Origin of the sequence: Flavobacterium sp. SOK18b (assembly GCF_014156605.1) — a bacterium.
GTDB classification, from domain to species: domain Bacteria; phylum Bacteroidota; class Bacteroidia; order Flavobacteriales; family Flavobacteriaceae; genus Flavobacterium; species Flavobacterium tiangeerense.
Genome location: NZ_QKNZ01000047.1, coordinates 1 through 18,587 on the forward strand (window position 1 = coordinate 1; position 18,587 = coordinate 18,587).

An 18,587-nucleotide genomic window follows, 5' to 3' on the forward strand; every position below is an offset into this window, starting at 1 on the left:
TAAAATCAATTTAAAATCAAAAACCATGAAAAAAATAATTCTAATACACTTCTTTATTTTACAAGCTTTAATAATTTCGGCACAAGAAAAAGTTCAAATAAAACTAACTTCTGCAAGTCCATCTGCATCATTTGAACAAGAATTGGGTAGCACAATAATCAAAGTTTCTTACAGCAGACCACTAGCAAGAGGCAGAAAAATATTTGGTGAATTAGTACCTTTTGAAAAACTCTGGCGAACTGGCGCTAGTGATTGTACTTCAATAACTACCAACGAAGATATTGTATTTGGAAATACTACTTTAAAAATGGGTAGTTACTCAATATTCACAATACCTTCTAAAAAGGAGTGGACAATAATTGTAAATACAGATACTACATTACATGGAGAAACCGGATACGATGCCAAAAAAGATGTTTTTCGTTTTACAGTTCCAGTAGAAAGCATACCCAATTTATATGAAACATTTACAATCGAAATAAATGATGTTAACAGTAAAGGGGAGGGATTTCTAAAAATAATATGGGAAAATTCGATGGTGAAAATTCCATTGAAAAGCAAAGCAGATGAAAATATTTTAGCAGTAATAGATAAAAACATCATTAAAGAAAAAACTCAAGATGCTAATTTATTATTTCAAGCAGCAAACTATTATTACAGTACAAACAGAGATTCCAAACAAGCAATAGCTTGGCTTATTGAAGCCGAAAAATTAGATCCACAAAATTTTTACTATCCTAATTTGAGACAAAAAATAGCAACGGAACTAAAAGACTATCCAAGTGCAATTGAAGCAGGTAAAAAAGCTTTATCAATAGCAGAATTAAAAAAAATGAAAAGTGTTGAATCACTTAAAAAACAAATTTTAGAGTTGGAGTTACTATTAAAAAAATAAATTAATTTTAAATCAAAAAATTATGGCAATGAAACACACAACAGAAGAGCATTCAAAAGAATTAAGTTTGACTATGTACAAGAAATTAGCGATTATGATAGTGTTATCATTTATAGCTATGTACATACTAATGTATGCAATGGTAGATGTTTTTGCCAATGTAATACCCAATATAAACCAATTTTACATGGCTGGACTGATGACCATGCCGATGCTCATAATTGAACTTCTAGTGATGGGTAGCATGTACGGAAATAAGAAATTAAATATTTCACTGGTTGTCACTGGATTTATTGCTTTGATTCTATTTTTTGCAGGCATTAGGCAACAGGCAGCGGTTGGAGATAAAGAATTTTTAAAATCAATGATACCACACCATGCTGCAGCAATATTAATGGGTAAAGAGTCATCGGTTACCGACCCTGAAATAAAGGAATTAATTAAAAATATTATTACCAGCCAACAGGCAGAAATTGAACAAATGAAAGCAAAGCTTAAAGAATTAGATAAATAACTCCAAAATAATTTGTAAATCAATTTTAAACTTAAAAAAATGAAAAAAATTATAGTATTAATATTCATCATGTCTATTTATTCCTTTGCCCATGCACAGGATATGAAAGGTATGGATATGTCAAAAAAGGAAAAGGCGCAAAAGGTGCAGCCCACAACGTATACCTGCTCAATGCACCCCGAAATTCACGCTGACAAACCGGGAAAATGTCCTAAATGCGGAATGACGTTGATAAAGGAGAAAGCTAAAACGGGTAAAAAAACGGTGGTGAAGAAGCATGATGAAATGCAAATTCCCATGAAAAAGACTTCTGAAAAGAAGGGTAGCATGGACAATATGAAAACGGATGCTAATGCTTCACATCAAAATCATAATATGAGCATTATGGATATGACAAAAGCAACTCTAGAAACCGTAACTAAAATTGAAAACAACACACCACCAAGAACAGTGCGTTACGATTTATATGTGCGAGACACCATCGTAAATTTTACAGGTAAACCTAAAAGAGCCATTGCTGTAAACGGACAAATACCGATGCCTACACTTACATTTACCGAAGGCGATACCGCTGAAATTTATGTACATAATGAACTGGATGAAGAAACATCGTTGCATTGGCACGGTTTGTTTTTACCTAACAAAGAAGATGGTGTGCCAAACTTAACACAAATGCCAATAAAGCCCAACACGACACACAAATATACATTTCCGATTATCCAACAAGGAACACATTGGTACCACAGCCATTCAGGATTGCAAGAACAAATCGGAATGTATGGTTCATTTATTATGAATAAAAAAACGGATGATCTAACTTTTAGAAAGGGTATTGATGATTTGCCAACCGTTCCTATAGTATTGAGCGAATGGACAGATCTAAATCCAAAAAATGTACATAGAATGTTGCACAACGCAAACGATTATCCAGCAATCAAAAAAGGAACAACCCAAAGTTATACAGAAGCCATAAAGCAAGGTTATTTAGGTGTTAAATTAAAAAATGAATGGAAAAGGATGAATGCAATGGATGTAAGCGATGTATTTTACGATAAAATCCTTATGAATGGTAAGCAAAGTACGGATGTGAAAAGTATTGATGGAAAACCTTTAAAAGCAGGTGATAAAGTACGTTTACGCGTATCTAATGGTGGGGCTTCTTCCTATTTTTGGCTTACTTATGCCGGTGGAAAAATAACGGTAGTTGCAAATGACGGTAACGATGTAGAACCTGTAGAAGTAGATCGATTAATTGTTGGTGTTTCTGAAACTTACGATGTTCTAGTTACTATTCCTGCCGATAAAACTGCTTTTGAATTTTTAGCCACCACCGAAGATAGATTGTATTCAGCTTCTTATTTTATTGGGGATGGTATCAAACAACTTATTACACCTCTTCCCAAGCTTAAATATTTTGAGGGAATGAAAATGATGAATGGGATGATGAAAATGAACGGCGATTTAGACGATATGGGAATGAATATGTCCTACAATCAAATGGATATGAATGTAGTAATGTACCCAGAAATTACCGGAGAACAAAAAAAGAAAAGCGATAAAAAAATGAAGGATATGAAAATGACCGAAGCCGATTATAATAGTAATGCGCTTTCGGATATTACTACCTTAAATTATGCAATGTTAAAATCGCCAACTAAAACGATACTTCCTAAAGATGCACCAGTAAGAGAATTAAAATTTGAATTGACAGGAAATATGAACCGTTATGTTTGGAGTTTAGACAACAAAGTGGTTTCCGAAGCGGATAAAATATTAATTAAAAAAGGCGAAAATGTTCGCATCACAATTCACAACAATTCTATGATGCGACACCCAATGCACTTGCACGGTCACGATTTTAGACTATTAAATGGTCAAGAGGATTATGCTCCTCTAAAAAACGTTGTGGATATAATGCCAATGGAAACCGATGTATTCGAATTTAATGCCAATGTAGAAGGCGATTGGTTTTTCCATTGTCATATTTTGTATCACATGATGAGCGGAATGGGCAGGGTTTTTAGTTATGAAAACCAAGCACCAAATCCCGAAATACCAGATCCTAAATTAGCACGACGAAAATTGTTTGCTGACGATAGAGCTTTTCACTTTATGGCAGAAAATGATTTTGCAACAAACGGAAACGATGGAGAAGCTATGTATCAAAGTACACGTTGGAGTATTGGAACAGAATGGAGATTAGGATACAATGATATGCACGGTTATGAAACCGAAACTCATATTGGAAGATACATTGGAAAAATGCAATGGTTAATGCCTTTTATAGGTTTTGATTGGAGATATAGAAAAGGGGGAATAGACAATCAAGAAAGAAATCTTTTTGGGCAAACCAATACCAAAGACAACAGAGCTGTTTTTAGTGCAGGGGTTAATTACACATTACCAATGCTTATAGTCGCTCAAGCCGAAGTTTTTACCGACGGAAATGTACGTTTACAGTTTGAACGAAAAGACATTCCAGTTTCAAAAAGACTACGAATGAATTTAATGTGGAATACCGACAAAGAATATATGGCAGGTTTACGCTACATTGTCAAAAGAAACTTTGGAATCACTACACACTATGATAGTGATATGGGAATGGGATTAGGTGCTACTTTTAATTATTAAGAAACTCAAATTTCAAATTTGTATGGAGGATGCTTGTTCTAAAAGACAAGCGTCCTTTTTTTGCAATTACATTTTTTACAAACCAATATACATTCCTGATAATGTGTGAATTATATAATTTTTATTAGAATTTCACAATACTTTTTCAAGTTAAAAAGCTACCTTTAAACTGCGAAAATTAATTCGCAATTTAAATTTAAAAAAGATGAGTCATCAAAAATTTAAAGATTGTATCGATGCATGTTCAGAATGTGCAGTAGAATGTTCGCATTGCGAAAGTGAATGCTTGAATGAGCAAGACGTAAAAATGTTAGCGCGTTGCATAAAACTAGATCATGATTGTGCAGCTATTTGTTTATTTGCAATGCAGGCTATGGCAAGCGGAAGTGAGTTTACGGAAAAAATCTGCAAATTATGCGCCGAAATTTGTACAGCTTGCGCCGAAGAATGTGAAAAACATGCACACATGGAGCATTGCAAAAATTGTGCGGAATCCTGTCGAAAATGTGCTGTTGAGTGCAGTAATATGAGTAAGTTAAGCACCGTAAAATGAGTAAAATGTGAGTATTTCAATCTCTTAAATAAAGTTTCGTTTAGAGGAATTATTTAAGAGATTTTAAACAATCAAAATTATAAACTATGAAAACATTACAAAAAATCACATTAATTATTGTATCGATTGGTTTGTTTACATCGTGCCAATCCAAAACTGATGTAAATCAAATTCTTTCAAATTCAGATACAAAAAAGGCAATTATGGATACTATTGCTAACAATAGCGATATGTCTAAAGATATGATGCAAGCAATGATGAACAGTAGTAAAGGAAAAATGATGATGACAAATCACGAAAATATGATGAAAATGATGAAGGATAATCCAGCTATGATGAAAGGAATGATGACCGAAATGATGGAAGCATCTAAAACAGATACTACGATGATGTCTGAAATGTGTAAATCGATGATGGATAATCCTAAAATGATGGATATGATGAATGATAAAAAAATGCAATCACACAAAATGACTGGAATGGATAAAAATATGGATATGTCCAAATAATACAAATACAAACAACATTAAAATATAAAAAAAATGGAAACTCAAAAAACGTATACCTGCCCCATGCACCCAGAAGTTACTTCGGATAAACCCGGAAAATGTCCCAAATGCGGAATGAATTTAATGGAGAAAAAAGAATGAAAATTCTACTAGCAACCGATGGTTCAAAATATAGTAAAACAGCAATTAATGAAATTGCCAACAGGCCATTTCCGCCCAAAACCGAAGTGTGCATTCTTGCCGCATATGAAATTACCTCCATTTTAAACACTTTAGAACCAATGGGTGTTTCTCACGAATACAATGCGAAATTTGATGAAAACGCATTTAAAAATGCAGAAAAAAATGCAAAAAGTGCAGCCGAAATTCTTGAAAATAAAAATCCAAATCTGTTAGTAACCACAAAAATAGTTGCAGGTTCACCAAAAAGTGTAATACTTAACGAAGCCGAAAAATTTAAAGCCGATTTGATTATAGTTGGTTCACACGGATATGGAGCAATCGAGCGTTTTGTTTTAGGCTCTGTTTCGCATTCAGTTGCGTTACATGCAAAATGTTCGGTAGAAATTGTTCGTAAATAAAAAACTTAACAATGGACAAACACATTTCCATTTTGTAGTACGGTATTATTGAACTTACTGTTAGATTTAAGAACCTAATGTAAGTTCGTTACTGAAAATATATTGTGAAAAAGATTTATATTCATTAATTTTTCTTGGTCTGTTGTTTAATTCATTACCAATAGAGAATCTAATTTTTTTTCGGACGCTTGTGTCCATTAATAGGTTTTATGGGATAATTATCAAGAATGTCATACACAGCAGGATGTAAGTTATCCCCAATATAAGATGGGTCATATAAATCCCCTTTAGCAGTTCCTGTCCATACAAGTTTATTCAGTTTCCTGTCAATTATATTCAGCGTGATTGCGCCTTCTGTATATTCGACCTTTTGGGTTACATAAGTGGTATAGTTGTAATTATAGTGATGGAGGTAATAGTGATTGCTGGGATAATGATAGTAATAGGGGTTGTGATAATACCAACCCGAAGGATAAGTGTAACCAGGAGTACTGACTGATTTCTCCTTTTTAACGGCAGTGATAACTAAGTCAAGAAAAAACATCCGGTGTATCAATGCTTATTTTGTATCCTCTCTCTCCCATGCAATGAGTGAAATAGTTGCGTGTATTGTTGCGAATAATCTGATTATTGTATTCGCCTTGAGCTGTGTCTTTATTCGGTAGCCACGCAAACGTTTTGTATTTTGTAAAATCAACACTGCGATCATAATCGGAAGTGATTTTCGTATAAACCCCGCATCCGGCAATAGCGAGGAAAAGAAGACCAATTAAATAGTTAAATAATTTTCTATGTGTTTTCATGTTTCTATTTTTTTATGCAACACTTTCTTAGTGAAGCTATTGTTATTTGATTTGAATGGATTTCATTAGTTTGATTTCTTAAGTACAGTCTGAAAAATTTGTATCGTTATTTCATTGTTCCATCCTTCTGGCAAATCGATCCCAAAATCACTTAAACGCAATTTAAAGTTGAGTGTAAGTAAACAGGAAATGGTTTCGTTACTTGCAATGTGTATAAGCAATCCGTTTATATATATTCTTTTCGCCTTTCCATTCAAATGCAACTCAGCTTCAAAATTTAGTTTGTGATCTGGATGTTGTAATGTCTCCACGTAAGGAATGTTCAGTTGTCCTTTCAGGACTACCTGCCCCATGTTTGAGTTGATAAGCTTCACATTCAATGAATCTGTTTTAGTACGTAAAATAGCTGGATTAAACGTTAGTTCCATTACAGCAGTTTCATAATTGATTAAAACAAACAAACGATTGCTATAGGCTATTATTATGGAATCTCTGTACGAGCCAATAACCTCTATACTTCCTTCCCGGGTTCGGTATCTTTGCTGTGCCTTAGCTGAAAAGCTCCATAGTAGTAATACTATAGTGCATATCCATACTGTTTTTAGAATTTTTGCCATTACTTTTTGCTTAATTGCGAAATATATTTGTATGTAATTGCTTTTCTGAATCGGTTATTATCATTTGAATTATTTATGTTTTTTTCATTCATTTTCCTAATGATTTTGCCCTTGGTGTTCCATCATTTCGCCTGAATTTTTCAGAGAATTTACATAAACATAAACCGAAAGGATTTCTTCTTCGCTTAAAATGTTTTCCCATGCTGCCATTGCAGTTCCCTTCATTCCTTTTTTTATGAGGTATATTCGCCCCTGATCTGAATAAAATGATGAATGTTCAGGGTCAGTAAAATCGGCTGGCTTTGGTTGTAATGTTGCTGCTCCAGGACCATCGCCTTTACCGCCACTTCCATGACAAGTAAGACAATATTTTGTGAATATGTCTTTACCTTGTGCAAGTTGTTCCTCTGTGCCGAGAGATACGGACTGATTATATTTTTCGCCCAATTCCTGTTTTAACCATTTGCGCGTTTCATTCATTTGTTGTGAATGCCCACTATGTCCATAGTTGTCATTTTCTTCTCCCTTTTGTTGAGGGTGGTTCTGTTCAATTTGTTCTTGGTTTTTTTCGGAATTTCGGCAAGAAGTAAGCATCAGCAGTGCATACATCAATGCGGTAATGATTACAAACTCGATTTTGGCAGTTCGGAGCAGTTTACACAGAGTGTGACTGAAGAACTCACCATATTGTTTAGATTTTTTCATAGTTCTGTTTTAGTTTTTAAATTAAACCATCAACGAAATACAAATTCTCGATACTTTTTACTAAAAAACACTTGAATTAGATATAAAACACTATTCTTCAGTGATTTAATATAAATTTACGATTTATTTAAGTATGTAACTTGGAATTTTTTATTTTTTTATTTCCACAAATAAATAATATATATCATGCTGTAGGAATGATTAACTTCATAAAACGATTACGAGTTTTAGGATCTTTCCATCCTGCCATTACCGTCACCTCTCTCTAATAACACTTTGTCAATGCTTATAATGACTCAAGTCAAAGTATTTACCGATGGTAATTTGAGTACAGTTTGAATGAAAAGCAATACTAAATCATTTACTTTAAAAATTGAAGTATTCATTTCAAAGTAAAATGTTAAACTTATTTTTATTATTTAAGCATTTGCTTAAATAATAAAACAATTAACTACATTTGTTTAGTATTCAATTTAAACAATTACAACAATGGACAATAATCAAACGTGTATAAGAGTTTTGGCTGATAAAAATCAAATCAATACCTGTAAAAACAAATTAGAAAATAACAGCAACGCTTTTGAACAATTGAGTGGTTTATTAGCATTAGCTGGCAATGAAGTACGACTAAAAATAATGTTTCTTCTTGAAGAAGAAAATGAACTTTGTCCTTGCGACCTTGCCGATATTTTAGAAATGAGTATTCCTGCCGTTTCACAACATCTACGCAAAATGAAAGACGGAAATGTTATTGAAGCAAGACGGTCTGGCCAAACTATTTTTTATTCTCTAAAATCAGAACAATTACAAATACTTCGTCCCTTTTTTAAATACATTATTAGTCAAAATTCAAATTTAGAACTCATATGAACACAAATTCAAAATCAGGAAAACTTGCTGTAGCAAGTATTTTATCAGCAGTGACAGCATCACTTTGTTGCATAACGCCCGTTTTAGCTCTTATTTCTGGAGCTTCTGGCGTAGCATCAACGTTCTCGTGGTTAGAACCTTTTCGCCCTTACTTAATTGGAATAACTGTTTTGGTATTGGGCTTTGCTTGGACTCAAAAACTAAAACCACGAACGACCGAAGAAATACAATGTACTTGTGAAGAAGAGGATAAAATACCATTTGTGAAAACTAAAAAGTTTTTAGGCATTGTAACGGTGTTTACTTTTTTAATGATGGCTTTCCCATACTATGGACAAGTTTTTTATCCAAAAGCGGACAAACAGCTAATTGTTGTTTCTTCTGATAATATACAAGAAGTAAAATTTAATGTGAGTGGAATGACTTGTGCCAGTTGCGAAGATCACGTTAAAAATGAAATAAACAAATTACCGGGAATTGTAACCGTTTCTGCTAATAGCAACGAAGGAATCGCAGTTGTAAAATTTGACAATAGTAAAACGAACAAAGAGGCTATCATAAAAGCTATTAATACCACAGGTTACAAAGTATCAGGAGAAGTACCAACATCCGTAAATCCTCCACACTGACAAACTGGACACGTTTGTGGTCTAAACGGTTGCAAATAATTTTTTTGACTCTATTATTAAGCATTTAATTAAAATAAGAAAATGAAAACAGAAAATATAAAACTCGATATCGCAGGAATGACCTGCGACCATTGTGCCACAGGCATTGAAAAAATGCTTACCAAAAATGAAGGAGTAACAGAAGTAAAAGTGAGTTATCAAAACGGCAGTTGCGAATGTTCTTTCGACCCTTCTAAAACTAGTAAAGAAGAAATTATCAATACTATTAACAGCACAAAAAATTATAAAGTAGCTCATACTGCTGAAACTAAATGTTGTAATACAAACGCAAACCACTTCGATTTAATTATCATCGGTGGTGGTTCGGCGGCATTTTCGGCAGCTATAAAGGCCGAAAGTTTAGGATTATCGACCTTAATGGTAAACGGTGGTTTAGACTTTGGCGGAACTTGTGTAAACGTAGGTTGTGTCCCTTCTAAAACCCTTATTCGTGCAGCGGAAACAGCTTATCACGCAACACATTCCAATTTTTCGGGCATCAAACCCAAAGGTGTTGCTATAGATTTTGCTCAAGTAATTAAAGACAAAAAACAATTGGTAGCCACGCTCCAGAAGAAAAAATATATGGACGTGGTAAGTGATTTTCATAACCTGAAAATGCTAACGGGTTGGGCAGAATTTTTAGATACTAAAACCATTGTGGTCGATGGTAAAGTAAAATATACGGCTCTAAAATTTATCATTGCCACAGGAGCAACTACCAATATTCCAATTATTGAAGGGCTAAACGAAGTAGGTTTTCTTACCAACGTTTCGCTTTTTGATTTAGAAGAAAAACCCGAAAGCATGACCATTATGGGGGCTGGTTATATTGGTTTAGAAATTGCTATGGCTTACAATCGTTTGGGCGTAAAAGTGCGTATCATCGAGTTTACTGATCGTGTGTTGAGAACACAAACGCCCGACATCAGTGAAGCCTTGGAAACACAAATGCGTAACGAAGGTATAGAAATCCTGCCAAATTTTAGAGCAGTAAAATTTGATAAAAAAGGAAATGAAACCATTATCCATTGCAAATGCCCTGACGGTTCTTTTACACAAATTATCGAAAAAGGAAAAGTTGTAGTGGCATCTGGCACAACACCCAATATGCAAAAATTAGGATTGCAAAATATTGGTTTGGAACTTGCTAAAACAGGGCACATTTTGGTTAACGAAAAAATGGAAACCAATTTACCTAACATCTATGCAGTAGGCGATGTTACCAACACGCCTGCATTTGTTTACACGGCAGCCTTTGAAGGTAAAATTGCCGTAGAAAATGCTTTTACGGGAGCCAATAATGAAGCCGATTATTCTTCCTTGCCTTGGGTAGTTTTTACCGATCCACAAGTAGCAGGAGCAGGATTGGACGAAGCACAGGCAGAAGTCCAAAACATTCCTTTTGAAGTAAGCAAATTAGAATTAAATAACGTTCCAAGAGCTATTGCAGCCAATGACACAAGAGGATTTATCAAATTAATACGAAATACCGAAACCGATAAATTGATTGGTGCTAGAATTGTTGCTCCCGAAGGTGGCGAACTCATTCAGCAATTGAGTATGGCTATCAAGTATAATATAACCGTAAAAGAATTGGCAGAAAGTTTTTATCCTTATTTAACATTAGGCGAAGGCATAAAACTAGCTGCCATCACTTTCGGAAAAGATGTTGCCAAATTGAGCTGTTGTGCTAGTTAAATTTTAATATGAAAAACGCGACTACAATTCTATATGATGCACAAGTAATCGCTTTGGTCGATGCAGGAATTGCCAAGGGAGATTTAGGAAGCGATGCCACTATCGAAACTGCCGACATTGTTATTCAAAACGACCAGCCCACGAAAATTTTTACAGCAATAAATATTGGTAGAAAAACAAAACAAATCGTTTGGCAAAACATTGGGTTGGCATTCACAGTAAAAGCAATTGTAATGGTTCTTGGTGCCTGAGGTTTAGCCACCATGTGGGAAGCTGTTTTTGCCGATGTTGGTGTGGCTTTATTAGCTATTTTGAATGCAGTTAGAATACAGCGAATGAAGTTTTAATTTGGTATAGCTATTTTACAATTAATTATTAACATGAATCAAGGATTGAATCTATAACTTAAATTCGAAATACTTACTTGGAAATATTTTCTAATTTTTCCAAATCTTCAATAAAATAGTTCGACATTTGTTTGGACGGGGCTACTTGACCGAACAGTTCGAACCAACATTTCTCCTTAATGGATTAGATTTCTTATAGTCCTTTAACCAGTAATCATTGGAAATTAAAAGCCAAACTCCCCCTTTAAAGGACATGTATTATCTCCAATGTTGGTATTAAATACTTTTACATGAGATTTAAATAACAGATCGCCATGAAGCCATTTACTTTCGACCAAATACCCGTAATGATGAACAAAATTCATGATAAATTAGAGCATTTGGAAAAACTTATTATAAGAATCTCTAATGTAGAAGAAAATAAAGAAGAAGTTCTAAACATTCAAGAAGCATCAAAACTTTTAGATCTATCGGTATCAACAATCTATAGTAAAGTATGTAAAAGGGAAATCCCAGTTAATAAACAAGGTAAACGTATTTATTTTTATAGACATGAGTTAATGAAATGGATTAAGTCAGGTCGGGTAAAAACTTATTTAGAAATCCAAAATGATATTGAAAAAAGGTCAAAAATCTAATATTTAGATTTTTGACCTTTTACTTTTTAACCTCCATCTATAAGTACTCTAATCATACATCACTTAGTTTTTTTTTATGTCAGTGTTATAATCAATATTCAAAGTTTATAACTATTTTTGTATAAACAACTCCCATGAGTTATGTTATCTTGATAAGGATATCTTTGTTTTATTTTGCGATATTTTGCTTTAAATTGTACCATAATTGTACCACTGAAGTTTAAAACTCTATTAAAGTAAGGAAAGTTATTTTCTGTATCGGGAAATAATTTTATCCAAACTTTACTTTTAATATTCTGGCTGCCTATTCCTGCTATTTACTACAAGTCCGCGGGAATCGCCTTAAAAACATAAACCCAAAATGAGCTTCCGTTGGTCGCTGTTTTGGGTTTTGTTTTTATTAGGCTCCTACCTTTGCGGGCTTTTCGTTGCTATCAGGGGCAGAGTGACGAACTAGTGTAGAAAACTATCAGATATTCGTTTCTTATCTCATTTTTAAACTACAAATTAGCATTCCTTTATTTTCTTAGAATTAAAAAATTTATTCTGTTTTTTAAAAAACAAGTATTTATACGCAAGGATAAGCTTGCTAAAAATACTTACTTTGGTATACAAAAAACTAAACAATCACTTTATGACTAAAAAAGCAAACAAACCAGAAAAACCAAGCACTACAAGTCCTGCTGAAAAAAAATCAGCTTTATTAAAAACAAAACCTACAGCAAATAATGTTGCCTGTTGGGATAGTGATGGCAACATAAATGTAGTGACGAAACGACTCGAGGAAATGTTTGTCGAACTTGGACAAAAAACCCGTATCGAAAGCGGACAGCAACCAGCTGAACGTCCCGTTTTTCGAAAACAACACGGCATTGGTTACGGAACTTTTACAATAAATAAAGATATTGATCCAAAATATAAAATCGGAATTTTTGCAGGTAGCTCTTATGAATGTGCTGTTCGTTTCTCTAGTGATACCAGCCCTTCTTCACCAGATTTACACTCCACTTTAGGTATTGGCTTAAAGCTTTTTGGTGTTGATGGTCCTAAACTTTTGGGTACAGGAACTAGCGCTGATTTCATTTTCCAAAACATAGATCGTTTTTTTGCTCGTGATGCACAACAAATGTGCAGTTTTACTACCGCTGGAGTTATCGACAAAGATTACGATTCGTACATCAATAAACATCCAAAACTGGCGTCTATTCTTAACGCCATGAACAAAGAAGAAGCCAGCTGTTTGAGTGCTACATATTGGGCAATTCTTCCTTTTAAATTAGGGGAACAACAAATTGTAAAATACCGCCTAGTTCCCGAAGATACGTACCAGGGAGCACCTTTTGACGATAATAATTATTTAGCACTCGACTTACAGCAACGCCTCCGAACTAAATCAGCAAAATTTCGTTTTGAGATTCAGTTACGCACAAACGATAAAACCATGCCTCTAGACGATGCGCAAGCCGTTTGGAGCACAGAGGAAAGTCCATATGTAGCTATAGCAGAACTCTATTTCCCTGAACAGGACATTTGTGCAATTGGTCAACCTGAATTTGGCACAAATCTTTCGTTTAATATTTTCCGCACACTACAAGAGCACGAACCACTGGGTTCTATTGCAGCGGTTCGAAAAGTAGTTTATGCCGCTAGTTCAGAAGTTCGTCATCAAGCAAACGGACAATCGACTCAAGAACAAGAAAAAGTGAACCGCCCTTTCAAAGGCAATGTGGACGAAAATAGTGATTGCATTGTCAAAGCTGGAATCTATCCCCCTATAGGTGTAACGCGTGTAGGAAATAGTGAAAACGAGTACTTTATTGGCCCATTGGTTTCAGAGCCTGTACCAATGTCTAGCGATAATGCGTACCGCGATGCTACTGGCGCCCTAAAACGACAAGCCGCACAATTTAGAATATATGGTTTCAATGCAGCAGGAAAGGCCATCAAGGAGTTAACTGCTGAGAATTCTAAAATCGTTTGGCATTCCCATTTAGCCAATCAAAAGGCTTCTTGGTACCAATTCCAAATTGCGTTGGACATTCCAGATGCTGCTGATGCGCCACCTTCATTACTTCGAAATATTGACGTAAAAGATAGAAACTCACTCATTATTGATGGTGGTTTACAAACAATAAACAAACCAAATGTAACCAAAGGACATCAGTTTGTAGGTAAATTTCAAGAAAAACCAGTATATCTAGGCGAAATGCGCACTGATGAAAAAGGACGTTTACTTATGCTAGGTGGCCACGGAGTTTCTGAAAATTTAAAAGGTGATATTGCGATAACATTTGCCAATAATGAAGGTTGGTATGATGACATCTCAGACGGACCTGTTACTGCCGAAGTAGAATATAATGGTGTGGCACTTAAAGTAGATCCCGCTTGGGTTGTTTGTGCGCCACCTGATTATGCTCCAATGCAAAAATCAGTAAGAACAATGTGGGATTTAATGCGTGATGTAGCGGTAAGTTCAGGAATGATGCCACGCCCTGTCCGACCATCATTTACTAAGGATATCTTGCCCATTTTTGAACGAATGACAAATTTACAATGGGTCAACGCAGCCTTTGCAGCAGCTTTTGGTTGGGGCGGACAATTTGACTACACCACCTCTAAATGGAAAGTAAGATTGAACGATCCTTCTTCAGCCAATATCGAAATGCGACGCACGATTTCAAATAATTTTAGAAGATACGGCACTTCAGGAGCAGAAGCACCTCAATTATGGCCTTGGCTTTATGGTGATGCCATTAGCATTCCATCAGTAGGTTCTATGAGACAAAACTCTGTTTTATCAGATTTACAATTGTCTTTTATTGACCAATGGGTCAAAGGAGATTTTGATGCTGATTACATAGACATGACGGGTTGTCCACATGTACCTGAACCCATAACTTTAGATAAATTACCCGTTGCCGAACAACCAGATATGATGACTAAAGCCGCAATGGAATTTTGTTTGGCAGATGCTTTTCATCCGGGATGCGAAATGACATGGCCTATGCGAACTGCTGGTATGTACTCTGCACCATTTAGATTACTTCATGCTCCAAAAACTCCTTTGGTTGACAGCAGTTATTATGGCCCAATGATGAATAGCGATGTGTTTACCTTAGCCAAAGGACCTTTATTAGGCGGGCAAGTTGCTGGTGGAATTAGTCGCTGGATGGCTATCCCTTGGCAAACAGACACTGCTAGTTGTAGAGATGGATATACCTCATCGTACGACCCTTATGTTCCTACGTTTTGGCCGGCTCGTGTACCCAATAATATTTTAGACGAAGAACGTTACAAGGAAGTTATAAATGACAATAATGCCGAAGAAACACGCAAGCAAGCCTTTGCTTTCCGTAAAATGTGGTTAGACGATTTACCGCTTGACGGCCAGGATCCAACCTACACGAATCAAATTAATAGTATGGTAAAATACTTTGACAAACTGGCGGTTGTACAACCTAGAAAAGGAGTCCCAAACAATGAGAATTTCCCACCTGAAATGCAAGTAGGTATTACACCTTCTCCGGAGCAAAAAGCCACTTTACTTAAAGAAGCTATCAAGGATTTAGAAAATATCTTAAAAAGCAAAAAATCATTTAGTAAAGGTGTTCAGGATACACTTAAGGCCGCAGCAACAGAATTATCACATAAAGAATTGTTTACAGAACAAGACGTATTATCTAAGGCAAAAGATCAATTGATTGCTTTAGTTGAAAACGAGTTGTCTGATGATTTTGCCTCTACGCCAAGTGTACAAAAATTACTAAATTTATTGACTTCAAAAGCTTCTGTATTGACCAAAGCCAAGCATCCTGGTAGCAATAAAATAAGCTTAGCAGGCACAGACAAAGGGAACCGTTTCAGACGTTATTCACCAAAATAATTACACAAAGGCATTTTACCAATGAATAAAAAATTGGCTACAAAAGTAGATATTGCTATTATAGGCGGTGGCATTGCAGGTTGTACTGCAGCCATCGCTTTATCTAAAAAGTATACAGTTGCTTTAATTGATAAAGCAGCACAACCTGTTGATCGTATTGGCGAATGTTTGCCACCTGCTGCACGACGCATTTTAAAACAGCTAGATCTATTAGAAGGTTTAGAAAACAAAACTTATCCTACTAACCAACAAATACAACAGCAAAACACAGGAACGCAATCGTATTGGGGTAGTGACACGAGCACAATTGTAGATCATTTGCGCAATCCAGATGGTTTTGGCTGGCAATTGAACCGAAAGGAATTTGAAGTCTATTTACGATCCAATGCAGAGGAACGTGGCGTTAACTGCCTTTTTGGACATAAACTTCAAACTGCTGCTTATGATAATGATCTGTGGACTATTGACATCAAAACCTACGAAACGACTCCAGAACCTATTGAATCATCCATAACTGCAAAATTTGTTATAGACGCTAGTGGTAGACAATCCCATTTTGCTCGAACGTTAGGTATCAAACGCGACATAATTGACAAACTTGTAGCCACTTGGGCCACAGTAGAGAATCACGAAACGATTACAATGAGCACTATTTCATCATGCGAGGAAGGTTGGTGGTACAGTGCACCCCTGCCCAATAATAAAAGAGTTATTGCATTTCAAACCGATGCTGATTTAATAGAACGAACTCAAATAAAAAGCGCCGATTCCTTTTTACAATTGGCAACAGCCAATAAACAGATGGCTAGTATTGTTTCGAAAAATAAGCAACCCATACAATTTCATGGTACGGTGGCTGCTAATTCTAGTAAGCTTCATGAAGTAGTAGGAAAACAATGGGCAGCACTTGGCGATGCTGCAGTAAGTTTTGATCCACTTTCCTCCCAAGGAATGTTTAATGCGATGGCGAGTGCACTACAGCTTACAGATCTCCTACAAAAATATCAAATAATAGAACAGACAAACAAGGCGCAAGAGGAAGTATTTCAAGAGATCTACACACAACAAATAAATCAAATTTGGGATTATTACCTCAAACATAAGTCTTATTTTTATGGACAAGAACAACGCTGGCCACAGTCTGAATTCTGGATGAGAAGACAATTAGCACCATCAACTAATTAAAACCTTTGAATGAAAGTGAATCGTTAAATCTATTCACAAAAAAAATCGGAACTAAAATAGTTCCGATTTTTTTTTTTTAAAGTACATGATTTTTTATTCCAATATAAAATTCACAGAAACATTAGCTGTAATATTTATTTCTCCTACTGCTAGGGTTTCTCTAGGTTCACTAGCATCTATGCGTTCTACGCTTTTCATAGCAGCATACATAGGCTGTGGATAATAAGTTTGAGAATTATCAGAAATTACAAGTGCCTTCCCTACTTTTTGTCCTAAAACCGATACATAATCTTCTGCTTTTAATTTGGCGTCTTTCATAGCAAGCTTTCTTGCTTCTGATTGATATTGCGCTAGCTTAGAGGATTGAAATACTACGGCATCTATTCTATTAATTCCTTGATCTACTAAACCTTCCATTAATTCATCATACTTTGATAAATCTCGTATAACAATTTCTATGGTTTGAACCGCATTGTAGCTGTGTTTCTTTTTTTCATAATCATACTGCGGATTTAAAGCTACACGTTGCGTTTTAAAATCCCCTGCCGGTATGTTCATTTTTTTTATAAACTTGATTACAGCATCAATTTTTTCATCATTTCCTTTTTTCACGTCCTTAGCTACATTCCCTTTGGTTTCAACCGAAACATTAATAGTAGCTTGGTCTGGGATAACTTTTACTTTTCCTTCTCCATTTACATTTATTTGGGGCGTAGGTTTTACTTCTTGACCATAAGACATAGAGATAAAAAATAGGCTGAATGCTACAATTGCTTTTTTCATTTTTACAAAATTTAAGGTTATCGTATTTTACTTACCAAAAGTTATGCCACTATAACTTACCTAGCTTTACCATTATAAAAAGAATTACAATAGGAATAGCTAAAATAATGACCATCATCGTATTATCTACAAACATAGTGGGTTGTTTTATTAAAGTAATTAGATATCCGCCTACAGCTCCACCAAAATGTGCCGTATGGCCAATGTTGTCATTCTTAGCACGCATGCCATAAATTGAGTACAATAAATACAAGATCCCAAAAATATAGGCAGGCATTGGAATTATAAAAAATATTCCTAACATCATATCGGGTTGCAATAATATAGCTGAATACAATACTCCTGTAACAGCTCCAGAAGCGCCTACAGCTCTATACCCATAATCATTGTTATGAAAAACCATAGTAAGTAAACTGCCAAATATTAAACTGCCGAAATAAATTAATAAAAATGAAAAGTTACCCAGCTGCCCTAATACTACTGGAGCAAACATCCAAAGGGTAAACATATTAAAAAACAAATGCATCATATCGGCATGTAAAAAACCAGAGGTAATCATTCGGATTTGTTCTCCAGCTTTGATACTTCCTACATGAAATTCGTATTTTCTAAAAAAAGACAAGTCGTTAAATCCTTTGTAACTAAACAATACATTTATAAGTATTAATGCTAATAAAACAGTATTCATATTCCGTATTTTTTGT

General features: G+C 35.0%; 18 protein-coding genes and 2 pseudogenes. 14 read left to right on the top strand and 6 right to left on the bottom strand.

From position 1 onward, the window contains the following. From DNC80_RS08805 to DNC80_RS08830, 7 genes and pseudogenes are all read left to right on the top strand, one after another. Window positions 1-895: DUF2911 domain-containing protein (locus DNC80_RS08805; RefSeq protein WP_255493199.1), on the top strand; the 895-nt coding region annotated here is incomplete at its 5' end. Window positions 896-923: 28 nt separating this feature from the next. After that, a complete protein-coding gene (locus DNC80_RS08810; protein WP_255493200.1) occupies window positions 924-1,409 on the top strand; it encodes a DUF305 domain-containing protein in 486 nt (161 codons plus the stop codon). Between the two features lie 39 nt (window positions 1,410-1,448). Beyond that, window positions 1,449-4,040 carry a multicopper oxidase domain-containing protein gene (locus tag DNC80_RS08815; RefSeq protein ID WP_220485218.1) on the top strand — a complete coding sequence of 864 codons (2,592 nt, stop codon included), beginning with the start codon at window positions 1,449-1,451 and terminating at the stop codon, window positions 4,038-4,040. A 205-nt stretch (window positions 4,041-4,245) separates the two neighbouring features. Further along, entirely contained in the window at window positions 4,246-4,593 is a 348-nt protein-coding gene (locus tag DNC80_RS08820) for a four-helix bundle copper-binding protein (protein WP_099715367.1), read from the top strand. A gap of 86 nt (window positions 4,594-4,679) precedes the next feature. After that, window positions 4,680-5,102: a membrane or secreted protein gene (locus tag DNC80_RS08825; protein WP_099715366.1), complete on the top strand. Its 423-nt coding sequence runs from the start codon at window positions 4,680-4,682 to the stop codon at window positions 5,100-5,102. A gap of 45 nt (window positions 5,103-5,147) precedes the next feature. After that, window positions 5,148-5,240 (top strand): annotated as a pseudogene (locus DNC80_RS15805) (heavy metal-binding domain-containing protein); the annotation flags it as partial. After that, on the top strand, window positions 5,240-5,683 hold the full coding sequence (locus DNC80_RS08830; protein ID WP_158234602.1) for a universal stress protein: 444 nt from the start codon (window positions 5,240-5,242) through the stop codon (window positions 5,681-5,683). The pseudogene DNC80_RS15805 and the gene DNC80_RS08830, both read left to right, overlap by 1 nt. Window positions 5,684-5,852: 169 nt before the next feature. Here DNC80_RS08830 and DNC80_RS08835 read toward each other — a convergent pair whose 3' ends face one another. From DNC80_RS08835 to DNC80_RS08850, 4 genes are all read right to left on the bottom strand, one after another. Beyond that, window positions 5,853-6,227 carry a DUF4136 domain-containing protein gene (locus DNC80_RS08835; RefSeq protein WP_086452971.1) on the bottom strand — a complete coding sequence of 125 codons (375 nt, stop codon included), beginning with the start codon at window positions 6,225-6,227 and terminating at the stop codon, window positions 5,853-5,855. After that, entirely contained in the window at window positions 6,214-6,486 is a 273-nt protein-coding gene (locus tag DNC80_RS08840; protein WP_086452970.1) for a DUF4136 domain-containing protein, read from the bottom strand. The genes DNC80_RS08835 and DNC80_RS08840 overlap by 14 nt, the downstream gene beginning before the upstream one ends. 65 nt (window positions 6,487-6,551) lie before the next feature. Next, the gene (locus DNC80_RS08845) at window positions 6,552-7,103 is read right to left on the bottom strand and encodes a hypothetical protein (protein ID WP_086452969.1); all 552 of its coding nucleotides are present in this window, start codon (window positions 7,101-7,103) and stop codon (window positions 6,552-6,554) included. 96 nt (window positions 7,104-7,199) lie between these two features. After that, window positions 7,200-7,808 (bottom strand): cytochrome c, encoded by a 609-nt coding sequence (locus DNC80_RS08850; protein ID WP_086452968.1) that lies wholly within the window; start codon window positions 7,806-7,808, stop codon window positions 7,200-7,202. 489 nt (window positions 7,809-8,297) lie between these two features. Here DNC80_RS08850 and DNC80_RS08855 point away from each other — a divergent pair, with 489 nt between their 5' ends. The 7 genes and pseudogenes from DNC80_RS08855 (at window position 8,298) to DNC80_RS08885 (ending at window position 17,100) form a co-directional block, all read left to right on the top strand. Then, window positions 8,298-8,678 (top strand): metalloregulator ArsR/SmtB family transcription factor, encoded by a 381-nt coding sequence (locus DNC80_RS08855; RefSeq protein ID WP_099715364.1) that lies wholly within the window; start codon window positions 8,298-8,300, stop codon window positions 8,676-8,678. After that, entirely contained in the window at window positions 8,675-9,307 is a 633-nt protein-coding gene (merTP, locus tag DNC80_RS08860; protein ID WP_099715363.1) for a mercuric transport protein MerTP, read from the top strand. Before DNC80_RS08855 ends, merTP begins: the two co-directional genes overlap by 4 nt. 81 nt (window positions 9,308-9,388) lie before the next feature. Next, window positions 9,389-11,047 (top strand): mercury(II) reductase, encoded by a 1,659-nt coding sequence (gene merA / locus DNC80_RS08865; RefSeq protein WP_132067384.1) that lies wholly within the window; start codon window positions 9,389-9,391, stop codon window positions 11,045-11,047. Between the two features lie 35 nt (window positions 11,048-11,082). Then, window positions 11,083-11,394 (top strand): annotated as a pseudogene (locus DNC80_RS08870) (heavy metal translocating P-type ATPase); the annotation flags it as partial. A 314-nt stretch (window positions 11,395-11,708) separates the two neighbouring features. Next, a complete protein-coding gene (locus DNC80_RS08875) occupies window positions 11,709-12,032 on the top strand; it encodes a helix-turn-helix domain-containing protein (protein WP_099715361.1) in 324 nt (107 codons plus the stop codon). Window positions 12,033-12,666: 634 nt separating this feature from the next. Further along, complete coding sequence (locus tag DNC80_RS08880; protein WP_182650901.1) at window positions 12,667-15,915, top strand: LodA/GoxA family CTQ-dependent oxidase; 3,249 nt, start codon at window positions 12,667-12,669, stop codon at window positions 15,913-15,915. 21 nt (window positions 15,916-15,936) lie between these two features. Beyond that, window positions 15,937-17,100: an NAD(P)/FAD-dependent oxidoreductase gene (locus DNC80_RS08885; protein ID WP_182650902.1), complete on the top strand. Its 1,164-nt coding sequence runs from the start codon at window positions 15,937-15,939 to the stop codon at window positions 17,098-17,100. Window positions 17,101-17,193: 93 nt separating this feature from the next. Here DNC80_RS08885 and DNC80_RS08890 read toward each other — a convergent pair whose 3' ends face one another. Further along, window positions 17,194-17,883, bottom strand: coding sequence for an SIMPL domain-containing protein (locus DNC80_RS08890; protein ID WP_182650903.1), 690 nt, complete (start codon window positions 17,881-17,883; stop codon window positions 17,194-17,196). A 49-nt stretch (window positions 17,884-17,932) separates the two neighbouring features. Then, on the bottom strand, window positions 17,933-18,571 hold the full coding sequence (locus DNC80_RS08895; RefSeq protein ID WP_182650904.1) for a rhomboid family intramembrane serine protease: 639 nt from the start codon (window positions 18,569-18,571) through the stop codon (window positions 17,933-17,935). Window positions 18,572-18,587 lie beyond the last annotated feature (16 nt).

Bases quoted from the DNA above. Each gene is read 5' to 3' on its own strand.
- DNC80_RS08850 (WP_086452968.1), bottom strand. From the start codon at position 7,808: ATGAAAAAATCTAAACAATATGGTGAGTTCTTCAGTCACACTCTGTGT.
- DNC80_RS08880 (WP_182650901.1), top strand. From the start codon at position 12,667: ATGACTAAAAAAGCAAACAAACCAGAAAAACCAAGCACTACAAGTCCT.
- DNC80_RS08835 (WP_086452971.1), bottom strand. From the start codon at position 6,227: ATGTTTTTTCTTGACTTAGTTATCACTGCCGTTAAAAAGGAGAAATCA.
- DNC80_RS08830 (WP_158234602.1), top strand. From the start codon at position 5,240: ATGAAAATTCTACTAGCAACCGATGGTTCAAAATATAGTAAAACAGCA.
- DNC80_RS08855 (WP_099715364.1), top strand. From the start codon at position 8,298: ATGGACAATAATCAAACGTGTATAAGAGTTTTGGCTGATAAAAATCAA.
- DNC80_RS08815 (WP_220485218.1), top strand. From the start codon at position 1,449: ATGAAAAAAATTATAGTATTAATATTCATCATGTCTATTTATTCCTTT.
- DNC80_RS08875 (WP_099715361.1), top strand. From the start codon at position 11,709: ATGAAGCCATTTACTTTCGACCAAATACCCGTAATGATGAACAAAATT.
- DNC80_RS08895 (WP_182650904.1), bottom strand. From the start codon at position 18,571: ATGAATACTGTTTTATTAGCATTAATACTTATAAATGTATTGTTTAGT.
- DNC80_RS08840 (WP_086452970.1), bottom strand. From the start codon at position 6,486: ATGAAAACACATAGAAAATTATTTAACTATTTAATTGGTCTTCTTTTC.
- DNC80_RS08885 (WP_182650902.1), top strand. From the start codon at position 15,937: ATGAATAAAAAATTGGCTACAAAAGTAGATATTGCTATTATAGGCGGT.
- DNC80_RS08820 (WP_099715367.1), top strand. From the start codon at position 4,246: ATGAGTCATCAAAAATTTAAAGATTGTATCGATGCATGTTCAGAATGT.
- merTP (WP_099715363.1), top strand. From the start codon at position 8,675: ATGAACACAAATTCAAAATCAGGAAAACTTGCTGTAGCAAGTATTTTA.
- DNC80_RS08845 (WP_086452969.1), bottom strand. From the start codon at position 7,103: ATGGCAAAAATTCTAAAAACAGTATGGATATGCACTATAGTATTACTA.
- DNC80_RS08825 (WP_099715366.1), top strand. From the start codon at position 4,680: ATGAAAACATTACAAAAAATCACATTAATTATTGTATCGATTGGTTTG.
- DNC80_RS08810 (WP_255493200.1), top strand. From the start codon at position 924: ATGAAACACACAACAGAAGAGCATTCAAAAGAATTAAGTTTGACTATG.
- merA (WP_132067384.1), top strand. From the start codon at position 9,389: ATGAAAACAGAAAATATAAAACTCGATATCGCAGGAATGACCTGCGAC.
- DNC80_RS08890 (WP_182650903.1), bottom strand. From the start codon at position 17,883: ATGAAAAAAGCAATTGTAGCATTCAGCCTATTTTTTATCTCTATGTCT.